Here is a 24,582-nt window from a genome sequence, read left to right as displayed (position 1 = left end):
CACGACCACGAACACGAAATCCACCGCTGGTGCCGCCTACTCACCTGGTACGACATCCCCACCGACCCCACCGACCTTGCCCTACGCCGACCCCCGCCCGGCGGCATGCCCGCCCGGGTCACCGTGCTGCACCCAGGCTCGAAGATCGCGGCGAAGCGGTGGCCGGCCGAGCGGTTCGCCGCGCTGGGCCGGGAGCTGACCGGGCGGGGGCACCGGGTGGTGGTGACCGGCAGCGCCGACGAGCGGGCCCTCGCCGAGCGGGTCGCCCGGTCCGCCGGGCTGTCCGACGACGCGGTGCTGGCCGGCCGGACGGACCTCGGCGACCTCGCCGCGCTGGTCGCGTACGCCCGACTGGTGGTCAGTGGCGACACCGGGGTGGCGCACCTCGCGACCGGCTACCGCACCCCGTCGGTGGTGCTCTTCGGCCCGGTCTCCCCGGCCCGGTGGGGGCCGCCGCCGGGCCGGCCGTGGCACCGGGTGATCTGGGCCGCGACCAGGGATAACCCGGGCTGGGACGGGGTAGGAAGCCACCCGACGTTGGCGGCCGTCGGCGTCGACGAGGTGCTGGCCGCCGTGGACGAGGTGGAACGGGCGGTGCGGATCTCCGGTGCGGTTGCGGCGTAGTGATCCGGGCCGGCCGGGGTACGGACGCCGCCGGCGCGGCAAGGGCTGGCTCTTCCTCGACCCCGCCGGCGAGCCGGTCCGTGACCCGGACGAGCTGGCCCGGCTGGACGATCTGGTCATCCCGCCCGCCTGGCAGGACGTCTGGATCTCGCCGTACCCCAACGGGCACATCCAGGCCACCGGCATCGACGCCGCCGGGCGCAAGCAGTACCTCTACCACCCGCTTTGGCGGCAGAAGCGGGACGAGGCGAAGTTCGACCACGTGCTGGAGGTGGCCCGCCGGCTGCCGGTGCTGCGCAAGCGGGTGGCGGAGGACCTGCACTGCCGGGGCCTGTGCCGGGACCGGGTGCTGGCCACGGTGACCCGGCTGCTGGACATGGGCATGTTCCGGGTCGGCAGCGACCAGTACGCGGCCGGCGACGACCCCACCTTCGGGGTGGCCACCCTGCGTCCGGAACACGCCCGGTCCCGGGGCGGCTGCGTGGTCTTCGAGTTCCCCGCCAAGGGCGGCATCGAGCAGGTGCGCCGCATCGAGGACCCGGAGCTGTGCCAGGTGCTGACCAACCTGTGTCGCCGGCGCCGCCGGGCGGAGCGGCTCTTCGGCTACTGGGACGGCCGGGACTGGCGCGACGTGCGCAGCGACGAGGTCAACGACTACCTGCGCGAGGCGAGCGGCGGGGAGATGACCGCCAAGGACTTCCGCACCTGGCACGCCACAGTGCTGGCGGCGATCCAACTGGCCACGGCCGGATCGCAGCGCTCCGCCACCGCCCGCAAGCGGGCGGTCGCCGGGGTGATGCGGGAGGTCGCCGAGTTGCTCGGCAACACCCCGACGGTGGCCCGGACGTCCTACGTCGACCCCCGGGTGGTCGACCTCTACCACGACGGCGTGGTGGTGCCGGTGGATCCGGACGCGCCACGCGAGGAGGCCGAACGGGTGGTGCTGGAACTGCTGGAGGAGGCCTGACCGGCTCCGCCGCGACGCTGGGGGGGACGGGACGGAGCCGGGGCTCAGGACGTCGCCGGGCGCCACCGGGCGGCCGCCCGCCGCCGCCTGGGCGGCGGGCGCCTCGCCACGGCCCCCGTTCGCGGACGACCGAGGCGGCAGCGCCGGCGGTCGACCGCGTTGGTGGTCAGTCTGCCGGGTCCGAGTTGACCGCGGACGCCGAGCGGTTGACGATCCGTGCCGGCTCGGCCCGCATCGTGCGCCAGGCCTGTGGCGTCATGCCGTGGGCGGCCCGGAACACCCGGCTGAAGTGCGCCTTGTCCCGGAATCCCCAGCGGGCCGCGATGGCCTGGATCGGCTGGTGGCGCAGGGCCGGGTCGAGCAGGTCGTGGCGGCAGCGGGCCAGCCGCAGGTCGCGTACGTAGCCGGCGACCGTGCCCTCCTCGGCCTCGAAGAGGCGGTGCAGCGTCCGGAGCGAGATGTGGTGCGCGTCCGCGATCACCTGGGGGTTCAGCGTCGCGTCGCCGAGGTGCCGCTGGACGTACGCCTGGATCTGGGTGAGCAGGGCCCGGCGGCGCACGTCGGCCGGAACGGCGTCCTCGGCGACCAGGTGCCGGCCGAGCATCGTGGACGCCAGGTCGAGCCCGATCGTGCCGAGCCGGACGGCGTCGCTGGCGTGGTACTGCTCGGGGTGGGTGGTCACCTGGAGCAGGTACTGGGCCAGCAGGGCGCCGACGCCCTCGGTGCCGGACATCCGGCCGCCGAGCAGGGGGGTCAGCCGCTGCGGCGGCAGGGGCAGCGCGGCGTGCGGGATGATCGCCACGACGGAGCTGGCCGGTCGCTGGCCGTGGTCGGCGCCGTGGTGGCTGACGTCGTGCGGCCGGGACCCGTCGTAGAAGGTGAAGTCGCCCGGCCCCAGGTTGCTGCGCCGGCCGGCCTGGCCGGCCGCGCTCTCGCCGTCCACGGTCAGTGCCAGCAGGTAACACTCCGGGTCGGACTGGCGGACCAGCTTGTGGGTGCGGGTGGCGTCCAGCGAGGGGTACCGGTAGGTCGCGAGCTGGATCGGCCCCAGGTCGATGAACTCGGCCCGGGCGGAGAAGTCGTGCGCGTGGTCGGTGCGGATCCGCAGCGGTGCGGTGGAGCGGGCGATCAGGTCGAGCCACATGCCGAAGCGGTCGGCCGGGGCCACCAGCGTGGTGTCGACCGTGCTCGCCTGCAGCATCGCCGCCCCTTCCTCCCCGTCGAGGGCTCCATTTTCCACGGCGGTCGCATCCCTCCCGCCGGGCGCCGGATCGGGCCGCCGCCGGTCGGCCCGCCGTGGCGCGGACGGCGGGCTCACCACGGCGACCGCTGCCGGTACGCCTGCGGGCCCATCCCGTACGCGGCCCGGAACAGCCGGCTGAAGTGCGCCTTGTCGGTGAAGCCCCAGCGCCGGGCGATCAGGTGGACGGGCTGGTGGCGGAGCAGCGGATCGGTCAGGTCACGCCGGCACCGGTGCAGCCGTCGAACGCGGATCATGCCGGCCACCGTCTCCTCCTGGGCCTGGAAGAGCCGGTGCAGCGTGCGGAGCGAGATGTGGTGTGCGTCGGCGACCAGCTGCGGGCTCAGCGCCGGGTCGTTCAGGTGCTGGTCGATGAAGTCGCGGATCCGGCTCAGCAGCGTCTGCCGGCGGATGTCCGCCGGCAGACGGTCCTCCACGTCGAGGTGGCGGGCCAGCAGGGCGGAGACCAGGCTCACGGTGACGTCGGCCAGGTGCGGCGCGTCGGTGGCGCGGAACTGCTCCGGATGCCGGGTGACGTGGTGCAGGTGCCGGGCCAGGAGCAGGCCCGGACCCTCCGAACCGGGCATCCGGGCCGCGGCCAGATGGGCCACCCGGTCGGGGGCGAGCGGCAGCAGGGCACGCGGGATGACGGCGGTCACCGCCCCCGCCGCGGAGTCCCCGTCGGCTACGACGGCGTGCTCCACCTGGTGCGGTCGGGCCCAGTCGATCAGGGTGAAGTCACCGACGGGGATCGCGCTCTCGCGCCGGCTGGCGCTGATCATCGACCTGCCGGTCAGAGTCAGGGCGACCTGGAAGACCTCCGGGTCCGCCTGACGGATGAGTCGCGGGGTCCGCCGGCCGACGAGGGACTGGTACCGCAGCCGGGTGAGTTCGATGGCCCCCAGGCTGAGAAACCGGGCTCGGCCCCGGAAGTCGTCGGCGTGGTCGCTGGTGAGGGCGATCGGCGCCGCAGCCCGGTCGGCGATCTCCACCCAGAGGGGAAAGCGGTCGGCCGGTGGCACCACCATGGTGTCCAACGTCTCGACCCGAAGCGCCGCCATGTCCGATCTCCTCGCCTGGTCCCGAGACATTCTCGTCGACCGGGGTGGCTCCGGCCAGGCGGGACGGACGTCGCGCCGGACGGGACTCAGGCGGTCGCGGAACGCTCCCGGACGAGCACCTCGATGCCGTCGAGCAGCCGGTCGAGGCCGAACCGCCACTCGGCGTCGAACTCCTCGGTGTCCTCCACCACCTCCTCGGTGAGCAGGCCCCGGATCTCCGGGTAGGAGCCGCCCCGGGTCAGCCGGTCCAGCTGCTGCCAGTAGCGCATGCCCAGCTCCTCGGCGCTCTGGCCGGCCCGGGCCGCCGCCTCGGCGATGTCGGCGGTGAGCGACGCCCAGTTGCGGGCGTACCCGCTGACCAGCAGGACGGTGGAGACCCGCTCGTTGGCGTGCAGGCCGGTGCCGCGCAGCGCGGCCAGCCCGTTCTCCATCCAGCGCACCTGGTTCGGGCCCATCGGCGGGCCGCCGATCGGCACGTGCCGGATCCAGGGGTGCCGCCGGATGGCCTCGATGTTGCCGGACGCCCACCGGGCCAGCGCCGGCCGCCATCCCTCGTCCGGCCGGCGGACCTCCGGCGGCGGCCCGTACGCGGCGTCCGCCATCAGGTCGAGCAGGTCGTGCTTGGCCGGCACGTAGCGGTACAGCGACATGGTCGCCACGCCCAGTTCGCCCGCCACCCGGCTCATCGACACCGCGGCGAGGCCGTCGGCCTCGGCGACCCGGATGCCGGCGGCCAGCACCTGGTCCAGGGTGAGGCTCCGCTTCGGCCCCTTGCCGGGGCGTTCGCGCAGGCCCCAGGCGAGCTCGATGCTCTCGGGCAGGTCGACGTCGGAGTCGCTCATCCTCACCTCTCGGTCCAGGTCTTGACGCCCATCCTAGCTTCTGCGTATGGTCTACGCAGTACAGCGTATGAAATACGCAGAACACGGAGGGTGAGACATGACAGCGCCTCCGGCGGTGGAGACCGTCGACCTGTGCAAGTCGTACGGCGGGGTCGCCGTGCTCGACCGGCTGACCATGCGGGTGTCCCGGGGCACCGTCCACGCGCTGCTCGGCCCGAACGGCGCGGGCAAGACCACGACCGTGCGGATCCTGGCCACGCTGACCGCGCCGGACGGCGGCACCGCCCGGGTGGACGGGCACGACGTGGTCCGCGACCGCCGGCGGGTACGGCGGGTGATCAGCCTCGCCGGCCAGCACGCGGCGGTCGACGACGGGCAGACCGGCCGGGAGAACCTGGAGATGATGGCCCGGCTGGCCGGGCTGACCCGGGCGGCCGCCCGCCGGCGGGCGGGCGAGCTGCTGGAGCGGTTCGACCTGGTCGCCGCCGCCGGCCGCCGGGTGGCCACCTACTCGGGCGGGATGCGCCGCCGGCTCGACCTCGCCGCCAGCCTGGTCGGCGAGCCGTCGGTGATCTTCCTCGACGAGCCGACCACCGGGCTGGACCCGCGCAGCCGGCAGGCGCTCTGGGAGGTGGTCGGCGAACTGGCCGGGGCCGGGGTGAGCGTGCTGCTCACCACCCAGTACCTGGAGGAGGCCGACCGGCTCGCCGACCGGGTCGCGGTGCTACACGGTGGCCGGCTCGCCGCCGAGGGCACCGCGGCCGAGCTGAAGCGCCGCTACGGCGCCCAGCGCCTGCACCTGACACTGCGCGACGCGGCGAGCTTCACCGCGGTCGACCGTGGACTCGGTGACCGGGTGACGCACCGGGACCCGGCCCGGCGGGAGCTGGAGGTGGTCACCGACGGCAGCGCGCCGGGGATCCGCGACCTGCTCGACGAGGTGGATCCGGGGCGGGCGGCGGTGGCCGCGTTCACCGTCCGCAGCGCCACCCTCGACGACGTCTTCCTCACCCTCACCGGCCAACCGGTGACCGCCGACCGGGAGGTGGCCCATGTCTGAGCTGACCGCGCGTCCCGCCACCGCCGCCGTGATGATCGGGCGCTGCGTACGGCTGTCCCGGCGCAACATCGACGCGCTGCTGACGTCGCTGCTGCTGCCGGTGATCCTGATGCTGCTCTTCGTCTACCTCTTCGGCGGCGCGATCGACACCGGCACCGCGTACGTCACCTACGTGGTCCCCGGCGTGCTGCTGCTCTGCGCGGGCTTCGGTGCGGCGGGCACGGCGGTGAGCGTGACCACCGACCTCACCAACGGGGTGATCGAGCGGTTCCGCACCATGGACGTCAGTCCCACCGCCATCCTCGGCGGGCACGTGGTGGCCAGCGTGGTGCGGAACATGGTCTCCACCGTGCTGGTGCTCGCGGTCGCGGTCGCCATCGGCTTCCGGCCGACCCACGACCCGCTGCTCTGGGCGGCCGCGGCCGGGGTGCTGCTGCTCTTCCTGCTCGCCGTCTCCTGGCTGTCGGCGGCGTTCGGGCTGCTGGCCCGGACCCCGGAGGCGGCCAGCGGGTTCACCTTCCTGGTGATGTTCCTGCCCTACCCGAGCAGCGCCTTCGTGCCGGTGGAGACGATGCCGAGCTGGCTGCGCGGGTTCGCCGACCACCAGCCGGTCACCCCGGTCATCGAGACGCTGCGGGGGCTGCTGCTGGACACGCCGGTGGGCTCGGCGCCGGCCCGGGCGGTGGCCTGGTGCCTCGGCATCCTGCTGGTCGCGGTGGCGCTGTCCGGGGTGCTGTTCCGGCGCCGGGTCGGCTGAGGCGCAGCACGGACGGCGGCGCCGGACCTCTTGGGTCCGGCGCCGCTGTTCGGGTCGGGTCAGTCGTTGAGGACGTGCGCGAGCCGGTCCCGGAACCGCCGCTCGGAATCGCTCACCACGTCGCCGCCGAGGCCCAGGAGGCCGCCGGTGGACGCCGCGCCCACCACCTGGTCGGCGATCTCCACGAGCCAGTGCTTGTACGCCCCGGCCTGCCCCTCGTCCACCCGCTGGGCCAGCAGCGCCGCGGCCGCCTTGGCCCGGGCCAGCACGTCGTCGATCATCGCCTGCGGGTCGGCGGGCTCGATCACCGGCATCTCCTCGCCGGCCTCCGGGTCGCCCACCCGGGTGACGATCTCCCCGGCCACCGCGGCGACCAGCGGGCTGGCCGACTCCCGGCCGGCCGAGATGGTCTCCAGCCCGGCCGCGTTCTCGGCCATGGTGCGCCGGGTGCCGTCCGACTCCGCGGCGCTCGCCGCGGTCAGCACCGACTGCGGCAGGCCGACCAGCAGCCCCCACTCCTCGTCGGAGAAACCGAACCCGGTGTACGCCGGCTGCTCGATCACGGCAACGCCCCTTCCGCCCTGTCCTGCTCGTCGTTCACGTCCGCGGGCCCCGCAGCGGCGCCCGGCCCAGGCTAGTCCAGTGTCAACAGGCCCTGTTCGGACACCACGCTGACGGACAGCGTCTTGTACCCCACCTCGTCGAAGAGAACCGTCATCCGGTCGTCGTCGTAGCTGAGCACCAGCCCCGGCCCCCACTCCGGATGGCGCACCTGGCTGTGCACCGGGAACGGCCCGACCGCGCCGTTGTCCGGGACGCTGGTGCCGGCGTGGCAGTTGTCGCAGTGCCCGCACACCTGGGTCATCTGCTCGCCGAAGTAGGCCAGCAGGGTCTGCCCCCGGCACGCGGAGGTCTCGGCGAAGGCCCGCATCATGTCGGTCCGTGACCGGGTCACGCTCTGCTGCCGTTCCGCCTCGGCCAGCGCGGCGGCTGCCGCGTCGACCGGGGTGGGCGAGTAGCGGGGCGCGCCGATCCGCTGCCGGCCCCGCGGCTCGGCCGCGCCGACCTGCTCCAGCAGGGCCAGGTACTGCCCGAGCTTGCGCGGCCCGAGCCCGGTCAGCTCGCGCAGTTCCTTCTTGGTGGCGGGCTTGCGGCGCAGCAGCGCGGCCAGGTCCCGCAGCTCGGTGGCGTCGGGCAGGCCGCCGGTGAAGTAGCGCTGCAGCCCGACGTCCTCGGCCTGCCAGAGCAGCAGCACCCGGGCCGGTTCGCCGTCGCGGCCGGCCCGGCCGATCTCCTGGAAGTAGCTGTCCGGCGAGTCGGGCAGTGCCATGTGGACCACCCAGGCGATGTTCGGCTTGTCGATGCCCATGCCGAACGCCGAGGTGGCCACCATGATCGGCACCCGGTCGGCGAGGAACGCCTCGTGCAGCTCGGCGCGGGCGGCGGCCGGCATGCCGCCGTGGTAGTACTGGGCCGGGAAGGCGGCGTCGGTGAGCCGGGCGGCCAGTTCCTCGGCGGCGCGGCGGGTGGGCACGTAGATGATCCCGGGTCGCTGGTCGTCGCGGAGCAGGGCGATCAACCGCCGCCACCGGTAGTCCTCGGTGGGGCAGTGGGCGACCTCCAGGAACAGGTTGGGCCGGTCCAGTCCGGAGACCACCACCTCGGGGTCGCACAGCCGGAGCCGGCTGACGATGTCGTCGCGTACCGGCGGGGAGGCGGTGGCGGTCAGTGCGACCACCGGCGGCCGGCCGATGCCCTCGATGAGGTGGCCGAGCGCCAGGTAGTCGGGGCGGAAGTCGTGGCCCCAGGCGGAGATGCAGTGCGCCTCGTCGATCGCCACCAGGGCCGGCCCGAGCGACCGCACCTCGGCCATCCGGTCCGGGTTGGCGAGCTGCTCCGGGGTGATGAAGAGGAACTCCGCCCGGCCCTCGCGCACCTCGCTGATCGCCTCCGCCTGTTGGGCGGGCGACTCGTCGGAGCTGATCCGCACCGCGCGCAGCTCCGGCCGCTGCCGCTCGTTGAGCGCCGCGATCTGGTCCTGCTGCAGGGCGAGCAGCGGGGAGATCACCACGGTCGGGCCGGGGATCAGGCTGGCCGGGATCTGGTAGATCGCCGACTTGCCGGCGCCGGTGGGGAGCACCACCAGGGCGTCGCGCCGCTTCATGACCGCGCGCATGGCGGCCAGTTGGTTGGGCCTGAGCGCGGTCCAGCCGAACAGGCTGCGGGCCGCGCGGCGCAACGTCGTCGAGTGCGTGGTCAGCTTCATCGAGGGCCGGAGGTACCCGGGCTGATCACCGGCGAAACGCCGGCCCGGTGTGGCGTGAGCGGCAGGTCGGAAACGGTGCGGGGTCAGCGCAGCCGGGGGAGCACCTCCCGCTGGTAGAGGTCGAACAGGCCCTGCGAATTCGGGCCGGTGTTGGCCACGTAGACCTCGTCGAAGCCGGCCTCGGCGTACTGGTTGATCATCTCCAGGTGCGCCTCGGCGCTGTTGCCGCAGACGAAGGACTCCTTCACCATCTCCGGCTTGACCAACTGGGCGGCCTGCTCGAAGTGGCGCGGAGAGGGGAGCACCTGGGACAGTTCGCCCGGCACGCCGGAGTTCGGCCAGCGCTCGTACGCGATCCGCATCCCGTTCTCCTCGCTGTCCGCGTACGCCGCCTTGAAGCCGGCCTGGCACGGCTTGTCGCCCCCGCCGCCCCGGCGGAAGCGCCGGACCAGGTCGGCGTCGGGCATGGTGCTGACGTAGCCGTCGCCGATCCGGGCGGCCAGGTCGACCGCCTTCGGGCCGAAGCCGGAGACGTAGACCTTCGGCGGGGTGTCCGGCAGCGTGTAGATCCGGGCGTGCTCGACGGTGTAGTGCCGGCCACGGTGGTTGACGAAGCCGCCCTGCCAGAGCTCGCGCATCACCGCGACCGCCTCCTCCAGCATCTCCAGCCGTACGTCGGTCTGCGGCCAGGCGTCGCCGAGGATGTGCTCGTTGAGCGCCTCGCCGGAGCCGACCCCGAGCACGAACCGTCCGGAGTGCAGCACCGCGCTGGTCGTCGCCGCCTGGGCGAGCACCGCCGGGTGGATGCGCACGGTCGGGCAGGTGACCGCGGTGGTCACCGGCAGCCGGCAGACCTGACTGAGCGCGCCGATCATCGACCAGACGAAGGGGCTCTGCCCCTGCGCGTCCACCCACGGGTGGTAGTGGTCGGAGATCCACAGCGCCTCGAAGCCGGCCCGCTCGGCGCCGCGCGCCTGTTCCAGCAGCTCGGCCGGCGTGAACTCCTCACAGGACAGGAAGTATCCGATCTTCATGGTTCCCCCTCGCCGCGTCGCGGTCGCCACGCACCTGGTCAACGAGGCAACCCCGTACCCCGGCGGACGCCGGCCACACCCGGCGGCGCCGCGACCGGCGGTCAGCGACGGAACATGGCCCGGATCGCGGCCAGCAGCAGCAGGCCGCCGACCACCAGCCCGAGCAGGCGTACGCCGGGGACGTCGGCCGGGCTCGTCGCGTCGGCCAGCAGCGCGGGATCCATCCCCGCACTCTCCCCAGCCCGCGCCCGGACGGCAACTGTAAGGTTTATTGACTATTTGATCGGCCGGTGTGACCATGGCAGCACCGCCGCCGGTGGCGGGACCGCCGCGGGCGGTGCGGACGGGGGTACGGGGGGCTGCATGATCGAGCGAACGGGCAACCTGGCGGAGCTGGCGGCCGCCGTCCTGCAGCCCGGATTCGTCGGCACCACCCCACCCCCCTGGATCTGCCGCTGGCTCGGCGAGGGCCTCGGCTCCGTGGTGCTCTTCGCCCGCAACGTGGTCGACCCGGCGCAGGTCGCCGCGCTCACCGCCACCCTGCGCGCCGAGCGGCCGGACGTCATCGTCGCGATCGACGAGGAGGCCGGCGACGTCACCCGGATCGAGTCCGTCCGCGGCAGCTCGCGGCCGGGCAACCACGCCCTCGGCGCGGTCGACGACCCGGCGCTGACCGAGGCGGTCGCCCGCGACCTGGGCGGGGAACTCGCCGGGCTCGGGATTACCCTGGACTACGCCCCGGACGCCGACGTCAACTCCAACCCGGCGAACCCGGTGATCGGCGTCCGGTCCTTCGGCGCCGACCCGGCGCTGGTCGCCCGGCACACCGCGGCCTGGGTCCGCGGGCTGCAGGCCGGCGGGGTGGCCGCCTGCGCCAAGCACTTCCCCGGGCACGGCGACACCCGGGTCGACTCGCACCACGACCTGCCCCGGATCACCGGCGACCGGGCCCGGCTGGACACCGTGGAGCTGGCCCCGTTCCGGGCCGCGGTGGCCGCCGGGGTGCAGGCGGTGATGACCGGTCACCTGCTGGTCCCGGCGCTGGACCCGGAGCTGCCGGCCACCCTCAGCGGCCGGATCCTCGGCGGGCTGCTCCGCGACGAGCTGGGCTTCTGCGGGGTGGTGGTCACCGACGCGATCGAGATGCGCGCGGTCGCCGACCGGTACGGCTTCGCCGGGGCGGCGGTGCGCGCGCTCGCCGCCGGCGCCGACGCGATCTGCATCGGTGGTGAGCGGGCCGACGAGGCCGCGGCCCGCGAGCTGCGGGACGCCATTGTCGCCGCGGTGGTCTCCGGCGAGCTGCCCGAGGAGCGCCTGGCCGAGGCGGCCAAGCGGGTCGGCCAGCTCGCCGCCTGGAGCGTCGCCGCCCGCGCCGACCGGCCGGCCGGGGCCGCCACCCCGGCCGACGGCTCGGCGGTCGGGCTAGCCGCCGCCCGCCGGGCGCTGCGGGTGACCACCGCGCCGGCCGGGCGGGGCACGCTGCCGTTGACCCGCGCCGCGCACGTGGTGGAGTTCGAGCCGCCCCGCAACATCGCCATCGGGGCGGAGACCCCGTGGGGCGTCGGCGCCCCGCTGGCCGCCCTGCTGCCCGGCACTACCACGGTCCGGTACGCCGAGACCGCGGTGCCGGCCGACCCGACCGCCGGAGCCGGCGACCGCCCGGTGGTGCTGGTCGTGCGGGACCTGCACCGGCACGGGTGGATGCGGGCGGCGGTGGCCCGGGCGCTGGCCGCCCGGCCGGACGTGGTGGTGGTGGAGCTGGGCGTGCCCGAACTGGTCACCGGGGCGGTGCACGTCGCCACGCACGGGGCCACCCGGGCCGGCGGCCGCGCCGCCGCCGATCTGCTCGCCGGCCGCTGACCCACCGCCATGGCCTGGCTCGGCCGCGCTACCGGGACAGCCCGTCGGCCGGTGACGACACGCCCGTCGTGCCGCCGGGCGGAGCGGGTCAGGGGCGGGCGATCACCAGGTCGTTGTACTCCGGGTGCCGGTCGATGAAGGCGGCCACGAACGGGCACTGCGGCACCACCCGGCCGCCGCGTTCCCGCACCTGGTCCAGGGTGGCCCGGACCAGCGCCCCGCCCACGCCCATGTTCTGGAACTTCGGGTCCACCTCGGTGTGGGTGAAGACCAGCACCTCACCGCGCGGAAGGTAGGCGGTGAAGCCCGCCAGCGCGTCGTCGACCAGGATCTCGAAGCGGTGCTTGGCGGGATTGTCCTCGACCAGGGTGCTCACCCGGTCATTCTGCCCCCGGTGCCGGCCAGCCGGTCCAGTTCGGTGAGCAACCGGTCCACCTCGTCGGCGGTGTTGTAGTGGTAGATGCTGGCCCGCACCGCACCGCCGCTGTCCCGCAGCCCCATCGCCTGGAAGTACTCGTAGGCGTAGTAGTCGCCAGCGGAGAGGCAGCAGCCCGCGTCGCCCAGTGCCGCCTGGGTCTGCTCCGGGGAGAGCCCGTCGAGCCGGAAGGAGACCGTCGGGCAGCGGCGGGCCGGCGCGGCGAGCACCCGGACCGCGGGCAGCGCGGCGAGCCCGGCCAGCAGCCGGTCCAGCAGCGACTCCTCGTACGCCTGGGCGGCGGCGAGGCTGGCCCGCAGCCGCTCCCGCCGGCTGCCGGTGGCCGACGGGTCCAGCCCGGCCAGGTGGTCCACCGCGGCGGCGACCCCGGCCAGCAGCGGGAAGCTCGGGGTGCCGAACTCGAAGCGGTCCGGCACGGCGTCCGAGGAGGGCAGCAGCTTCGCCGGGCGCAGCCGCGCCCAGTGGGCCGGGTCGGCGACCATCGCGGCCAGGTGCGGCCCGGACCACTTGTAGGCGCTGGTCACCAGGAAGTCGGCGCCGAGCGAGGCCAGGTCGGTGGGGCCGTGCGGCACCGCGTGCACCCCGTCGACGCAGACCAGGGCGCCCACCGCGTGTGCGGTCTTGGCGATCGCGGCCACGTCCGGGACGGTGCCGACGGCGTTGCTGCCGGCGGTCACCGCGACCAGCCGGGTCCGCTCGCCGACCAGGTCCGCGTACTGGCCGGCGGGCAGCTCGCCGGTGTCCCGGTCGAACTCCGCCCAGCGCACCGTGGCGCCGGCCGCCTCGGCGGCCTGCACCCACGGGCGCACGTTCGCGTCGTGGTCGAGCCGGGAGACCACCACCTCGTCACCCGGACGCCAGCCGGCGCCGAGGGTGCGGGCCAGGGTGTACGTCAGCGCGGTCGCGCTCGGCCCGAGCACCACCCCGTCGGGCTCCCCGCCGACCAGGTCGGCCACCGCGGCGCGGGCCGCCGCCACCAGGTCCAGCGACCGCTGGCCGGGCGGGAACGCGGCGCTGCGGTTGCCGATCGCCGCCCGCATCGCCGCGGTTACCGCGTCGATCACCGGGCCGGCGGTCTGGGTGCCGCCGGCGCCGTCGAGGTGGACGAAGCCCTCGGCCAGGGCGGGGTAGGCGGCCCGGATCCGGGCGATGTCGAACGGCATGCCCGGGACCCTAACCCGACCCGCGACCGGCGGCTGGACCGGGCGAGCGGGGCCCTGCCGAGGCGCGCGGGCGCCGCGGCGGGAGCGGCGGGTTGATCACCGCGCGCTGCCCGGTCGCCGGCGTCTCGTACCCTTGGCGGGGTGACGAACCGACGCGACTTCCCGCTGACCCCCACCCGCCGGGCCGCCGGCCTGCTGGCCGGCCTGGCGCTCGGCGTCGCCGTGCTCGCCGGCTGCAGCTCCGACGGCGCCTCCACCGACTGCAGCATCGCCGGCTCCTGCACGGTCACCTTCCAGCGCGGCGTCGACGCGAGCGCCAGCATCCTCGGGGTCGAGGCCAAGCTGGTCGGCGCCAAGGGCGACCAGGTGACCGTCGAGGTCGCCGGCGAGCAGGTCACCCTGGTCACCGGCCAGCAGGCCGCCGAGGTGGGCGGCTTGGCGGTCACCCTGGACAGCGTCACCGACCAGGAGGTCAAGATCCGCGTTTCGCAGGGTTCCGGCAGCTGACCCCGGTGCGGGCGGCGGTGGCCGACGTTTGGGGATCTTCGCGTTCGGAGATTGTGGCGCCATGTCACTCACCCGGAACGCCGAAGCCACCGCCTCCCGCACGGCGAACAGCCGGTGGCTCGAACTGCTGGCCCGGGCCGGTTTCATCGGCTACGGCATCGTGCACCTGCTTTTCGCCTGGCTGGCGTTGCAGATCGCGTTCGGCAACTCCGCCGACGACGGCGACCAGTCCGGCGCGCTGCGTACCCTCGCCGCCCAGCCGCTGGGCAAGGTCCTGGTCGTCACCATCGCGGTCGGCCTGCTCGCCATGGCGATCTGGCAGGCCCTGGAGGCGGCCGTCGGGCACCGCGTCGAGCGGGGCGGGGAGCGGGTCTGGGAGCGGCTGGCCTCGCTCGGCCGGACCCTCGTCTACCTCTACTTCGCCTGGACGGCCTTCAAGGTCTTCAAGGATGCCGGCTCCAACAGCGCCGACCAGCAGGAGGCGCTCACCGGCCGGGCGATGGAGTCCACCGGCGGCCGCTGGCTGGTCGGCCTGGCCGGGCTGGTGCTCGCCGCGATCGGCGTCGGCCTGGTGATCTACGGGCTGGTCAAGCGCTTCGAGAAGCACCTCAAGCTGGGTGAGATGAGCCCGCGGACCCGCCAGCTGGCCCGCCGGCTCGGCATCGCCGGCTACGTCGCCAAGGGCGTCGCGTACGGCATCGCGGGCTTGCTGGTGATCGTGGCCGCGGTGAACTACGACCCGGAGAAGGCCCGCGGCCTGGACGCCGCGCTGCGTACGCTGCGTGAGCAGTCGTACGGCCAGGTGCTGCTCACCCTGGTCGCCCTCGGCATCGCCGCCTTCGGAACCTTCTGCTTCCTCCAGTCCCGCTACCGCAAGGTCTGAACTGGTCGATTCCGGGTCAGCCGGGCACCATTGGGCCTTCGCCCGAAGCACCGCAGCCTGGCTGGAGGGAGTAGTACCTGTGCAGAGTTACCTCGGTACGGTCGCCGCCGCGCTCGCCGCGGCGGCGATCGCGCTCGCTGTGGTCGAGGTGGTGCACCGGGTGATCCGCCGGCTCGGCCGGCGCTCGCTGCTGATGACCGAACTGACCGAGCACGCGCACCGCCCGTTCCAGGCGGCCGCCACGGTCGTCGCCGTCCAGTTCGCCGTCCGGTTCAGCACCGGGTACGCGGTCGGCACCCCGTGGCGGCAGGTGCTGCTGCACCTGCTGGTGCTCGCGGTCATCGCCAGCGTGGCCTGGCTGGTCGCCGCGCTGCTGGTGGTGGTCGAGGACACCGCGCTCGCCCGGTTCCGGGTCGACGTGCCGGACAACCGGCACGCCCGCCGGGTACGGACCCAGGTGGTGATGCTGCGGCGGCTGACCATCGCGGTGATCGTCATCCTGACCGTCGGCGTGATGCTGATGACCTTCCCCAGCGTGCGCGGTATCGGCGCCGGCGTGCTGACCTCGGCCGGGGTGGCCGGTGTGGTGGCCGCGCTGGCCGCGCAGAGCCTGCTGGGCAACGTCTTCGCCGGCCTGCAGCTCGCCTTCAGCGACGCGGTGCGCCTCGACGACGTGGTCGTCGTCGAGGGGGAGTGGGGCCGGATCGAGGAGCTGACCCTCACCTACGTGGTGGTCCAGATCTGGGACGACCGGCGGCTCATCCTGCCCACCTCCTACTTCACCAGCACGCCGTTCCAGAACTGGACCCGCACGGAGGCGGCGGTGCTGGGCACCGCCGAGTTCGACGTGGACTGGGCGATCCCGGTGCAGGCGATGCGCGAGGAGCTGCGCCGCCTGGTGGAGAGCAGCGACCTGTGGGACGGCCGGGTCTGCGTGCTCCAGGTGACCGACGCGACCGGCGGCACGATCACCGTCCGCGCGTTGGTCAGCGCGGCGGACGCGGGCAGCCTGTGGGACCTGCGCTGCCTGGTGCGCGAGCAGCTGGTCGCCTGGGTGCGCGACCAGCGTCCCACCGCCATGCCCCGGATGCGCGCCGAGGTCGGCGACGCCGGCGGCGGCCTGCCGTGGCAGTGGGTGCAGCCGCGCCGGCCGGTCCGCCGCCGGGCCGACGGCGACCTGCCCGACGACGCGCGGGTGTTCGGCGGCAGCGACGACGGCGACGCGCGCAGCGAGGCCTTCGTCGGCCCCGAGGAGCCCGTCGACGCCCGTCGCTGACCACCGACCCGACCCCTCCCCAGGAGCCCCCGGCCGCCCCGCGCGGCCGGGGGCTCCTCCGTGCGGACCGCGGTCGTGACCTGACGGGGTGGGGGCCGTTGGGACGCGTGGGCGGCTTGGTGCCGCCTGGGAGAGGCGGGCCCATCGCGGCCGGCTCGGGAAGTTTGACCGGGCGTTTCGTGGGGACGTGCTGCGCGACGCCGCTGATCCCTGCCCCGGCACGGCGGGTGCGGGAGACGCGGCGGTCCGGGCCCTCCGGCGGTCGTAGCCAGGATTGACGGGCGGCGACTCCGGGCATACAGCGCGGTGATGATGAAAGGAGGACAGCATGGCTGACGTGGCGAACGCCCGCACATCCCGTAACGGGAGCGAGCCGTCCACCGCCGAGCTGGTGCAGCGGGCCACGGAGCAGATCTCCCGGTTGGTCCGCGACGAGCTGGCGCTGGCCCGGGCGGAGCTGACCCAGAAGGGCAAGCACGCCGGCATCGGCATCGGCCTCTTCGGCGGTGGCGGTGCGCTGGCGCTCTACGGTCTCGGCGCCCTGGTCGCCGCCGCGATCCTGCTGCTCGACCTGGCCATGCCCGCGTGGCTCGCCGCCCTGATCGTGGGGGTGCTGCTCTTCGTGATGGCCGGCGTCCTCGCCCTGGTCGGCAAGAAGCAGGTCAGCCGTGCGGTCCCGCCGGTACCGGCGGCGACAGTGCGCAGTGTCCGGGCCGACATGGACACGGTCGCCGCCGCGGTGAAGGACAGGGGACGGGGATGACCGGCAACGGCAAGGGCCCGGACACCGAGGCGCTCCGCGAGGAGATCCGGCGGACCCGGGTCGAGCTGGGCGAGACGATGGAGGCGTTGGCCGCGAAGGCCGACGTGAAGGCGCGACTGAAGTCCTCCGCCGACCAGGCGAAGGAGCGGATGCGCGGGCAGGCCGCACAGACCATGGCCCGGGTGCGCGGGCAGGCGGCCCAGAGGGCGCAGGTCGCCCGGGCGCAGGCACAGCAGCGGGGCGAGGTGGTCCGGCGCAACCCGGTGCCGCTCGTCGCGCTCGCCGCCGGCGCGGTGGCCGCCGCCGTCGTGTTGCTGATCATCCGGGGGAGGCGCAGGTGAGCAGGGGAATCAACAGGGCCGCGTACAAGCCGGTCGGGGTGCTGCTGGGCATCGCCGCCGGCACCGTCGCCGGGGCCATCTTCCGGCAGGTCTGGAAGGTGACCGCGGGCGACGGCGAGGCGCCCAGCGCCACCGACGAGGACCGCGGCTGGGTCGAGATCCTGGCGGCGGCCGCCTTGCAGGGCGCCATCTTCGCGGTCGTCCGGGCCGCTGTGGACCGTGGCGGCGCGGTGGGCGTACGCCGGCTGACCGGCCACTGGCCGGACTGAGCGGATTCGCGCGAAAGGCCCCCGAGCCGGTCGTCGGCAAGGGGGCCTTTCGCATGGCGGTAAGGGCCCACCCAGCGGATCTTCGGCATCCGTCAGGTCACATGTCGGAGAATTTCGTCGGGTAGGCTGTGCAGAGTTTTTGCGTACGTGGTTTGCTGTTCCACGCTGTTGAGAGATGGCGTGGGTTGAGAGAAGTCTCCTTCGTGGGGGCCGCCTCAGGCGCCGCTGCTCGAAAACGGCCAACCGGCCGCACGGCGTGCTCGGCCGCCAGTTTTAGAAGGAGATACACATGGCGCAGGGAACCGTGAAGTGGTTCAACGCTGACAAGGGCTTCGGCTTCATCACCGTCGACGGCGGGGGTGCTGACGTGTTCGTCCACTTCTCGGCCATCCAGACCAGCGGCTACCGCACGCTGGAGGAGAACCAGCGGGTGGAGTTCGAGATCGCCCAGGGCCAGAAGGGCCCGCAGGCTGAGCAGGTCCGCCCGATCTGAGCAGCGCCGGCCGGCGCCGGTCGGCCAGTGGGTGATCCGGCCCCTCGGATCGACACGAAGCCCCGTATCCCCCAGGGATGCGGGGCTTTCCACGTCGGTGCCCAGGTGCCGCGGTGCCCGGGCGGGTGCGGACTGCGGTCAGCGCCGCCGGCGGGCGCGCAGGCCGAACCAGAGCACGACCAGTCCAATCAGGACGACGACCGGCCCGACGACGGCCCAGACCCGCTGGTCGGTCATGATGCTGTCGCTGACGTACCCCAGGCCCTGCACGGTCCAGAGCGCGCCGACGACCACGGCGAGCAGGCCGACGGTGAGCCGGAACCAGCCCCTCACCGCCGTTCCCCTTCCCGGACGCGTGCCGCGGCGGTGACCACCCGGGCGGCCGGGCTCACCACCGGTCGTGCACCTGCGGGCGGATCAGTTCGTCGTAGACCTCCCGCACGGCGGCCTGCTCCGCCGCCGTCAGCGGTGCCAGGTCGGCCACGGCGGCGTTGCGCCGGGCCTGTCCGGCGTCCCGGGCGCCGGGGATGACCACGGTGACCCCGGGCTGGTCGACCACCCAGCGCAGCGCGAACTGCGCCATGGTGCGGTCCGCGCCCACCAGCGGCAGCAACCGGCGTACGGCCGTCAGCCCCAGCTCGAAATCGACCCCGGAGAACGTCTCGCCGACGTCGAACGCCTCCCCGTGCCGGTTGTAGCTGCGGTGGTCGTCGGGGGCGAAGGTGGTCTGCTCGTCGTAGCGGCCGGAGAGCAGCCCGCTGGCCAGCGGCACCCGGGCGATGATGCCCACGCCGACGGCCGCGGCGGCCGGCAGCACCCGCTCGAGCGGCTTGAGCCGCAGCGCGTTGAGGATGATCTGGACGCTGGCCACGCCGGGCCGGGCGATCGCGGTGAGGGCCTGGTCGCAGGTCTCCACGCTGACCCCGTAGCCGGCGATCCGCTTCTCGGAGACCAGGGTGTCCAGCGCGTCGAAGACCGCGTCGTCGGCGAAGACCGCGGTCGGCGGGCAGTGCAACTGCACCAGGTCGAGAGTGTCCACCCCGAGGTTGGCCCGGGACCGGTCGGTCCACTCGCGGAAGTGCGCCAGGGTGTATGCCTCCGGCGTCTGCGGCACCCGGCGTCCCATCTTGGTGGCGACCGTCAGGGCGGCGTCGGGGCGGCTGCGCAGGAACCGGCCGATCAACTGCTCGCTGCGCCCGTCACCGTAGACGTCGGCGGTGTCGAGGAAGGTCACCCCGGCATCGACGGCGGCGGTCAGCACGCCCATCGCGTCGTCCTCGGTGACCGTGCCCCAGTCGGCGCCGAGCTGCCAGGCGCCCAGGCCGATCACGCCGACGTCCCGGCCCAGCCGGTGGAAGGTGCGCTGCTCCATACCGCAGAGCCTAGTGAGGAGCTTGCCGGCCCGCCCAACCGGCCGTACGGTAAACAAGACGGACGTACGGTTTGGGAGGCTGGCATGTGGGATCCGACGACGTACCTGCGCTACGGCGACGAGCGGTCCCGGCCGTTCCACGACCTGCTGGCCCGGGTGGCGGCCGACCGGCCGCGCGCGGTGGTCGACCTCGGCTGCGGTCCCGGCCAGCTGACCGCCACCCTCGCCGGGCGCTGGCCGGCCAGCCGGGTGGTCGGGCTGGACTCGTCGGCCGAGATGATCGAGCGGGCCGCCGGGCTGGCCGCCCCGGTCAGCTTCGCCGTGGCCGACGTGCGGGACTGGCACCCCGACCCGGACGTGGACGTGGTGGTGGCCAACGCCGTGCTGCAGTGGGTCCCCGGCCACCAGGAGCTGCTCACCCGCTGGGCCGGACAGCTGCCCGCCGGCGCCTGGCTGGCGGTGCAGGTGCCGGGAAACTTCGACGCGCCCTCGCACCGGGCGCTGCGCGAGGTCGCCGGGCGCCCGGGCTGGCGCGCCGACCTCGCCCCGCTGCTGCGCGAGGCCCCGGTCGACGACCCGGTCGACTACGCCCGGCTGCTGACCGGTGCCGGCTGCGCGGTGGACGCCTGGGAGACTACCTACGTGCACCTGCTGCCGGCCCGCGCCGACGCGGACCACCCCGTGCTGGCCTGGATGGAGGGGACCGCGTTGCGGCCCGTCCGGGCCGCCCTGGACCCCGCCCGCTGGGCCGACTTCCGGGCCGAGCTGGGGGCGCGTCTCGCGCAGGCGTACCCGGTGCGGCAGGGTCAGGTGTACTTCCCGTTCCGCCGCGTCTTCGTCGTGGCCCGTACCGGCGCCCGTGCCGAGGAGAACCTGTGACCGACCTGCCCACGTTCATCGCCGGACTGCCCAAGGTGGAGCTGCACGTGCACCACGTCGGCTCCGCCTCACCCCGGATCGTCGCCGAGCTGGCCGCCCGCCACGAGGGGCGCAGCCCGGTGCCGGCCGATCCGGCGGCGCTGGCCGACTACTTCGCGTTCCGCGACTTCGCCCACTTCATCGAGGTCTACCTCAGCGTCGTGGACCTGATCCGCGACCAGGAGGACGTCTGGCTCCTCACCCACGAGGTGGCCCGGGAACTGGCCCGCCAGCAGGTCCGCTACGCCGAGCTGACCGTGACGCCCTACTCGCACGTGCACCGGGGGATCCCCGCCCCGGCGTTCTGCGAGGCGATCGAGGACGCCCGCAAGCGGGCCGAGGCGGACTTCGGCATCGAGCTGCGCTGGTGCTTCGACATCCCCGGCGAGGCCGGCCTGCCGGCGGCCGAGGAGACCCTGCGGATCAGCCTGGCGGAGAAGCCGGACGGGTTGATCAGCTTCGGCCTGGGCGGCCCGGAGATGGGGGTGCCCCGGCCGCAGTTCAAGCCGTACTTCGACCAGGCCCGGGCGGCCGGGCTGCGGTCGGTGCCGCACGCGGGGGAGACCACCGGCCCGCAGACCGTCTGGGACGCGCTGCGCGAGCTCGGCGCGGAGCGGATCGGGCACGGCATCTCCGCCGCGCAGGACCCGGAGCTGCTGAGCCACCTGGCCGAGCGGCAGATCGGCATGGAGGTCTGCCCGACCTCCAACGTCCGCACCCGGGCGGTGGCCAGCCTCGACGAGCACCCGCTGCGGCAGCTGGTCGAGGCGGGGCTGCTGGTCACCATCAACTCCGACGACCCGCCGATGTTCGGCACCACCCTCAACGACGAGTACGCGGTCGCGGCCCGGCTGCTCGACACCGGCCCGGAGGGGTTGGCCGCGCTGGCCCGCAACGCGGTGACCGCGTCGTTCCTCGATCCGGCCGGGAAGCAGCGGATCAGCGCCGAGATCGACGCCTACCTGGCCACCTACCCCCGCTGAACCAACGCGGCGAACCCGAGGAGAGCTGGGCGCGCGGCGGGAGCTGGTGTGGGGGGACCGGTTCTCCCGCCGCGCGCGCGGCTCCACCGGCGGTGGGTGCGCGGGGCGCCATCCGGTGGAACTGATGGGTTCGTACCCCGATCGTGGCAGCCCGGGGCCGGCGCGGCGCCGGTGTTAACCCGGATCTAAGGAAGACTTGCGCCGGCCCACAGCCGGGCGGGTCAATCGCCCGCCCGGTCGCCGGCGGGCCAGGCCAACGCCGCGCGGGGGCGGTTCAGCCGTCGGAGGGGCGCTGCCGGGGCCAGCGGCGGCCGGCGCTCTTCTGCTCCCGCGCCTCCCGGGCCATCCGGCCGACCAGCCCGAACCGGTTGACCTGCCGCGGCGCCGCCTCCGGGTCGGCGAGCAGCATCACCACGCTGGCCCCGCCGAGCCGGGCCCGGTCGATACTCACCGACCCGTTGGCCTGCAACGCCACCCGCTTGGCGATGTCCAGCCCCAGCCCGGTCGAGCCCTGGTCGCTGGCGCCCCGGCGCAGCGCCCGGTCCGGGTTGGCGATCCCGGGGCCGGCGTCGTCGATCCGGATGGCCACGTAGCCGTCCCGCCGGGAGACCGCCACCTCGAACGCGGTGCCCTGGGGCGTGTACCGGAACACGTTGCCGATCACCGCGTCCAGCGCGGCGGCCAGCTCGGCCCGGGGCACCGGCGCGGGGATGCGCAACTGGGCGCCGGTCACCCGGTGCGGGCGGTTCTGGTCCCCGGCCAGTGCCGCCCAGAACACCATCCGGTCCCGGACCACCTCGCTGACGTCGCACATGGCCGGCCCGGCCTCGTGATGGGCGACCGCCTTGCGGGTGGTCTTGATCAGTACGTCGATCTCGCCCTCGAGGGTGACGATCGCCTGGCGGATCCGGCGGATGGTGCGCCGCCGGTCCAGCTCCGCCTCGCTGAACGTGCCCACGCTGGTGTCGTCGGACTCCAGCGCCTCGGCGTCCAGCCGCAGCACGGTCAGCGGGGTGCGCAGCCGGTGCGACAGGTCCGCCACCAGTTCCCGCTCGTCGGTGCGGGAGACCACCAGCCGGTCGGCCATCCGGTTGAAGGCGTAGCCGGCCTCGGCCAGCTCGCGCGGGCCGCTCGGCTCGATCCGGACGCCGAGGTCGCCGTCGCCCACCGCGAGCGCCGCCTTGACCAGCCCCTGGGCCGACTCGACGGCCCGGGCGGCGATCCGGTCGACCACCAGCACCGCCGCGCCGACCAGCGCGGCGGCCACCCCGAGCAGCAGCAGCCAGCGCCGGCCGGCGCCGTCGCCCGACGCCGACTCCGGCACGAACACCTCGACCACGGCCGTCCGGTCGCCCAGCACCACCGGATCGAGCCGGACCACGCCGCCGTCGACGTCTACCACCAGCGAGCGCCGTTCGGCCCGGGCCCGGTCCAGGTCCGCGCCGCGGGCCCGCGCCGCCGACTCGTCGAGGCCCAGCCCGTGCACGACCGGCCGGGTCGCCGGGTCGTCGCCGCTGGCCTCGACGGCCCGCCGCACCACCGCGGGGTCGGCGCTGACCGCGAGCGCCCCGGTGACCAGCGCGCCGCGCCGCGCGGCGTCCGCGACCGCCTCGTCGTGGGTACGGTCGCCCAGCACCGCGCCGAGGGGGATCAGGAAGGCGAACGCGACGAGGGCGCACATGCCGGCCGTGAGCACGGCCAGCGTCACCCTCAGTCCGGCGCCACCAACCGGAAGCCGACCCCCCGCACGGTGCGCAGGTAGCGCGGCTTCGCCGCGGACTCGCCCATTTTGCGGCGCAGCCAGTACAGGTGAACGTCGATGGTCTGATCCTCGCCGACCGATGGCTGCCGCCATACCTCCTCCAAGAGCTCCCGGCGGGACACTACCCGGCCCGGTCGTGCGGCGAGATACGCCAGCAGGTCGAATTCCTTGCGGGTCAGCGCCAGGGGCTCTCCGTCGAGGGTCGCGCTGCGCTCGCCGACGTCCACCCGGAGCCCGCCGACGACGTGCACGGCCGGCTGGACCGTCCGGCTGGCCCGGCCGGCCCGGCGCAGCACGGTGGTGATCCGGGCGTCCAGGTGCGCACCGGTGAACGGCTTGACCATGTAGTCGTCCGCCCCGGCGCGCAGCAGGCGGACCACGGACTGCTCGTCGTCGCGGGCGGTGGCGATGATGATCGGCACGTCGGTGATGCCGCGCAGCATCCGCAGCGCGTCGGAGCCGTCCAGGTCGGGCAGGCCGAGGTCGAGCACCACGAGATCGGGTGTCTCGGCGGCGACCCGACGCAGGGCGTCCAGCGCGGTGCCGACGGCGTGCACGGCGTGCCCCCGGTCCGCGAGGGACCGCAGCATCGCGCCGCGTACGACGTGATCATCTTCGACCAGGAGCACGGTGGCCACGTCAAGACCGTACTGCCCGTGGCAAGTTGATCGCGTTGCGGCGCACCTGCCAACCCGGCAAGCTGGTACAACGATGTCCTTCACGCTCTTTGCCGACACCCGCCTGGCGCTCGCCCGGGACAGTCTCGCCGGCCTCTCGGTCGGCGACGCCCTCGGCTCGCAGTTCTTCGTCCCCGGCCGGCACCCGGCCGACCTGGCCGCCGGGAAGCTTCCCCCACCACCCTGGGAGTGGACGGACGACACCGAGATGGCCTGCTCGGTGGTCGCCGCCCTCGTCGACGCCGGCCGGATCGACCGGGACGCGCTCGCCGCGGCCTTCGCCGAGCGCTGCGAGCCCTACCGGGGGTACGGCCCGGGGGCCGTGACGATCCTGCGGCTGATCCGCACCGGCACGCCCTGGCCGGTGGCCGCCGCGTCCGCCTTCGACGGGCTGGGCTCGTGCGGCAACGGCGCGGCGATGCGGGTCGGCCCGCTGGGCGCGTGGTTCGCCGACTCGACGGCCCGGGCGGCGGCGCAGGCCCGGGCGTCGGCGGAGGTGACCCACGCCCACCCGGAGGGGATCGCCGGGGCGGTGGCGGTGGCGGTGGCCGCCGCGCTGGCCACCCGGGCCCGGCTGGACGGGTACCGGCCGGCGCCGGACCGGCTGCTCGCCGGGGTGGCCGCCACGCTGGATCCGGGCAGCGAGGTGCACCGGGGCGTACGCCGCGCGGTGCACCTGCTCGGCCGGCCGCTGCCGGCGGTGGTCGACGCGCTCGGCAACGGCTCCCGGGTCACCGCCCAGGACACCGTCGCCTTCACCCTCTGGGTGGCCGCGGTCCACCTGGACGACTACCCGGCGGCGATCCGGGCCTGCGTCGAGGCGGGTGGCGACGTGGACACCACGGCGGCGATCGCCGGGGCGGTGGTGGCCGCGCACACCGGGGTGGGCACCCCGGGCGGGGTGCCGTCCGAGTGGCTGGCCGCCCGGGAGCCGCTGCCGGACTGGCTCGGCTGACTGTGAGGCTGGCTTGGTCGGTCCGCAGGTGATGGGCTGATGGTCGGCAGCAGTGGGCGTGACTCTTCGTCTG

Annotated in this window: 28 protein-coding genes; 15 read left to right on the top strand and 13 right to left on the bottom strand. The window is 74.5% G+C overall.

Translation table 11 applies throughout. The features are described from left to right. A partial coding sequence (locus tag ACVCAH_RS34715) for a glycosyltransferase family 9 protein (RefSeq protein ID WP_447140447.1) occupies positions 1–624 on the top strand: 624 nt, incomplete at its 5' end. Beyond that, complete coding sequence (locus ACVCAH_RS34710) at positions 608–1,591, top strand: DNA topoisomerase IB (protein WP_447140446.1); 984 nt, start codon at positions 608–610, stop codon at positions 1,589–1,591. The genes ACVCAH_RS34715 and ACVCAH_RS34710, both read left to right, overlap by 17 nt. Before the next feature lie 166 nt (positions 1,592–1,757). On the opposite strand, the gene ACVCAH_RS34705 is transcribed toward ACVCAH_RS34710, so the two are convergent. From ACVCAH_RS34705 to ACVCAH_RS34695, 3 genes are all read right to left on the bottom strand, one after another. Beyond that, positions 1,758–2,831 (bottom strand): AraC-like ligand-binding domain-containing protein, encoded by a 1,074-nt coding sequence (locus ACVCAH_RS34705; RefSeq protein ID WP_447140445.1) that lies wholly within the window; start codon positions 2,829–2,831, stop codon positions 1,758–1,760. A 74-nt stretch (positions 2,832–2,905) separates the two neighbouring features. Beyond that, entirely contained in the window at positions 2,906–3,892 is a 987-nt protein-coding gene (locus tag ACVCAH_RS34700) for an AraC-like ligand-binding domain-containing protein (RefSeq protein ID WP_447140444.1), read from the bottom strand. An 86-nt stretch (positions 3,893–3,978) separates the two neighbouring features. Next, complete coding sequence (locus ACVCAH_RS34695) at positions 3,979–4,734, bottom strand: TetR/AcrR family transcriptional regulator (RefSeq protein WP_447140443.1); 756 nt, start codon at positions 4,732–4,734, stop codon at positions 3,979–3,981. Between the two features lie 97 nt (positions 4,735–4,831). Here ACVCAH_RS34695 and ACVCAH_RS34690 point away from each other — a divergent pair, with 97 nt between their 5' ends. Both ACVCAH_RS34690 and ACVCAH_RS34685 read left to right on the top strand, forming a co-directional pair. After that, positions 4,832–5,794, top strand: a complete 963-nt coding sequence (locus tag ACVCAH_RS34690) for an ATP-binding cassette domain-containing protein (protein ID WP_447140442.1) — start codon at positions 4,832–4,834, stop codon at positions 5,792–5,794. Then, a complete protein-coding gene (locus tag ACVCAH_RS34685; protein WP_447140441.1) occupies positions 5,787–6,551 on the top strand; it encodes an ABC transporter permease in 765 nt (254 codons plus the stop codon). Before ACVCAH_RS34690 ends, ACVCAH_RS34685 begins: the two co-directional genes overlap by 8 nt. Positions 6,552–6,610: 59 nt before the next feature. Here ACVCAH_RS34685 and ACVCAH_RS34680 read toward each other — a convergent pair whose 3' ends face one another. From ACVCAH_RS34680 to ACVCAH_RS34665, 4 genes are all read right to left on the bottom strand, one after another. Beyond that, on the bottom strand, positions 6,611–7,114 hold the full coding sequence (locus ACVCAH_RS34680) for a hypothetical protein (RefSeq protein WP_447140440.1): 504 nt from the start codon (positions 7,112–7,114) through the stop codon (positions 6,611–6,613). A 71-nt stretch (positions 7,115–7,185) separates the two neighbouring features. Further along, positions 7,186–8,817, bottom strand: a complete 1,632-nt coding sequence (locus ACVCAH_RS34675) for a RecQ family ATP-dependent DNA helicase (RefSeq protein WP_447140439.1) — start codon at positions 8,815–8,817, stop codon at positions 7,186–7,188. Positions 8,818–8,900: 83 nt separating this feature from the next. Beyond that, positions 8,901–9,851 (bottom strand): TIGR03557 family F420-dependent LLM class oxidoreductase, encoded by a 951-nt coding sequence (locus tag ACVCAH_RS34670; RefSeq protein ID WP_447140438.1) that lies wholly within the window; start codon positions 9,849–9,851, stop codon positions 8,901–8,903. Between the two features lie 101 nt (positions 9,852–9,952). Beyond that, positions 9,953–10,075, bottom strand: coding sequence for a hypothetical protein (locus tag ACVCAH_RS34665; protein ID WP_447140437.1), 123 nt, complete (start codon positions 10,073–10,075; stop codon positions 9,953–9,955). Positions 10,076–10,214: 139 nt separating this feature from the next. Between ACVCAH_RS34665 and ACVCAH_RS34660 the strand changes: the two genes are divergently transcribed. Next, positions 10,215–11,711: a glycoside hydrolase family 3 protein gene (locus ACVCAH_RS34660; protein WP_447140436.1), complete on the top strand. Its 1,497-nt coding sequence runs from the start codon at positions 10,215–10,217 to the stop codon at positions 11,709–11,711. 88 nt (positions 11,712–11,799) lie between these two features. Here ACVCAH_RS34660 and ACVCAH_RS34655 read toward each other — a convergent pair whose 3' ends face one another. Both ACVCAH_RS34655 and ACVCAH_RS34650 read right to left on the bottom strand, forming a co-directional pair. Then, positions 11,800–12,087, bottom strand: coding sequence for a GNAT family N-acetyltransferase (locus ACVCAH_RS34655; protein ID WP_447140435.1), 288 nt, complete (start codon positions 12,085–12,087; stop codon positions 11,800–11,802). Next, the gene (locus tag ACVCAH_RS34650; RefSeq protein ID WP_447140434.1) at positions 12,084–13,310 is read right to left on the bottom strand and encodes a cysteine desulfurase-like protein; all 1,227 of its coding nucleotides are present in this window, start codon (positions 13,308–13,310) and stop codon (positions 12,084–12,086) included. Before ACVCAH_RS34650 ends, ACVCAH_RS34655 begins: the two co-directional genes overlap by 4 nt. Positions 13,311–13,451: 141 nt before the next feature. Here ACVCAH_RS34650 and ACVCAH_RS34645 point away from each other — a divergent pair, with 141 nt between their 5' ends. The 7 genes from ACVCAH_RS34645 (at position 13,452) to ACVCAH_RS34615 (ending at position 17,842) form a co-directional block, all read left to right on the top strand. Beyond that, positions 13,452–13,817 carry a hypothetical protein gene (locus ACVCAH_RS34645; RefSeq protein ID WP_447140433.1) on the top strand — a complete coding sequence of 122 codons (366 nt, stop codon included), beginning with the start codon at positions 13,452–13,454 and terminating at the stop codon, positions 13,815–13,817. A 61-nt stretch (positions 13,818–13,878) separates the two neighbouring features. Continuing rightward, positions 13,879–14,700 (top strand): DUF1206 domain-containing protein, encoded by an 822-nt coding sequence (locus ACVCAH_RS34640; RefSeq protein WP_447140432.1) that lies wholly within the window; start codon positions 13,879–13,881, stop codon positions 14,698–14,700. A 79-nt stretch (positions 14,701–14,779) separates the two neighbouring features. Beyond that, positions 14,780–15,976 carry a mechanosensitive ion channel family protein gene (locus ACVCAH_RS34635; protein WP_447140431.1) on the top strand — a complete coding sequence of 399 codons (1,197 nt, stop codon included), beginning with the start codon at positions 14,780–14,782 and terminating at the stop codon, positions 15,974–15,976. A gap of 328 nt (positions 15,977–16,304) precedes the next feature. Further along, positions 16,305–16,739, top strand: a complete 435-nt coding sequence (locus ACVCAH_RS34630; protein WP_447140430.1) for a phage holin family protein — start codon at positions 16,305–16,307, stop codon at positions 16,737–16,739. Continuing rightward, positions 16,736–17,080: a DUF3618 domain-containing protein gene (locus ACVCAH_RS34625; RefSeq protein ID WP_447140429.1), complete on the top strand. Its 345-nt coding sequence runs from the start codon at positions 16,736–16,738 to the stop codon at positions 17,078–17,080. Before ACVCAH_RS34630 ends, ACVCAH_RS34625 begins: the two co-directional genes overlap by 4 nt. Before the next feature lie 8 nt (positions 17,081–17,088). Then, positions 17,089–17,349, top strand: a complete 261-nt coding sequence (locus ACVCAH_RS34620; RefSeq protein ID WP_447140449.1) for a DUF4235 domain-containing protein — start codon at positions 17,089–17,091, stop codon at positions 17,347–17,349. Positions 17,350–17,638: 289 nt separating this feature from the next. After that, entirely contained in the window at positions 17,639–17,842 is a 204-nt protein-coding gene (locus ACVCAH_RS34615) for a cold-shock protein (protein ID WP_007075740.1), read from the top strand. A gap of 138 nt (positions 17,843–17,980) precedes the next feature. Here the strand turns inward: ACVCAH_RS34615 and ACVCAH_RS34610 are convergent, their stop codons facing one another. Both ACVCAH_RS34610 and ACVCAH_RS34605 read right to left on the bottom strand, forming a co-directional pair. Beyond that, entirely contained in the window at positions 17,981–18,175 is a 195-nt protein-coding gene (locus ACVCAH_RS34610; RefSeq protein ID WP_447140428.1) for a hypothetical protein, read from the bottom strand. Positions 18,176–18,230: 55 nt separating this feature from the next. After that, the gene (locus tag ACVCAH_RS34605) at positions 18,231–19,214 is read right to left on the bottom strand and encodes an aldo/keto reductase (protein WP_447140427.1); all 984 of its coding nucleotides are present in this window, start codon (positions 19,212–19,214) and stop codon (positions 18,231–18,233) included. 84 nt (positions 19,215–19,298) lie between these two features. Between ACVCAH_RS34605 and ACVCAH_RS34600 the strand changes: the two genes are divergently transcribed. Further along, positions 19,299–20,093: a trans-aconitate 2-methyltransferase gene (locus tag ACVCAH_RS34600; RefSeq protein ID WP_447140426.1), complete on the top strand. Its 795-nt coding sequence runs from the start codon at positions 19,299–19,301 to the stop codon at positions 20,091–20,093. Beyond that, a complete protein-coding gene (locus tag ACVCAH_RS34595; protein ID WP_447140425.1) occupies positions 20,090–21,115 on the top strand; it encodes an adenosine deaminase in 1,026 nt (341 codons plus the stop codon). Before ACVCAH_RS34600 ends, ACVCAH_RS34595 begins: the two co-directional genes overlap by 4 nt. A 274-nt stretch (positions 21,116–21,389) precedes the next feature. Here the strand turns inward: ACVCAH_RS34595 and ACVCAH_RS34590 are convergent, their stop codons facing one another. Beyond that, positions 21,390–22,796, bottom strand: coding sequence for a HAMP domain-containing sensor histidine kinase (locus tag ACVCAH_RS34590; protein WP_447140448.1), 1,407 nt, complete (start codon positions 22,794–22,796; stop codon positions 21,390–21,392). A gap of 29 nt (positions 22,797–22,825) precedes the next feature. Then, positions 22,826–23,515: a response regulator transcription factor gene (locus ACVCAH_RS34585; RefSeq protein ID WP_447140424.1), complete on the bottom strand. Its 690-nt coding sequence runs from the start codon at positions 23,513–23,515 to the stop codon at positions 22,826–22,828. A 73-nt stretch (positions 23,516–23,588) separates the two neighbouring features. On the opposite strand from ACVCAH_RS34585, the gene ACVCAH_RS34580 reads away from it, so the two are divergent. Beyond that, a complete protein-coding gene (locus tag ACVCAH_RS34580) occupies positions 23,589–24,509 on the top strand; it encodes an ADP-ribosylglycohydrolase family protein (RefSeq protein ID WP_447140423.1) in 921 nt (306 codons plus the stop codon). Positions 24,510–24,582: the final 73 nt, after the last annotated feature.

Source organism: Micromonospora sp. LZ34 (assembly GCF_052981855.1).
This window is presented reverse-complemented; position numbering and strand designations above follow the sequence as displayed.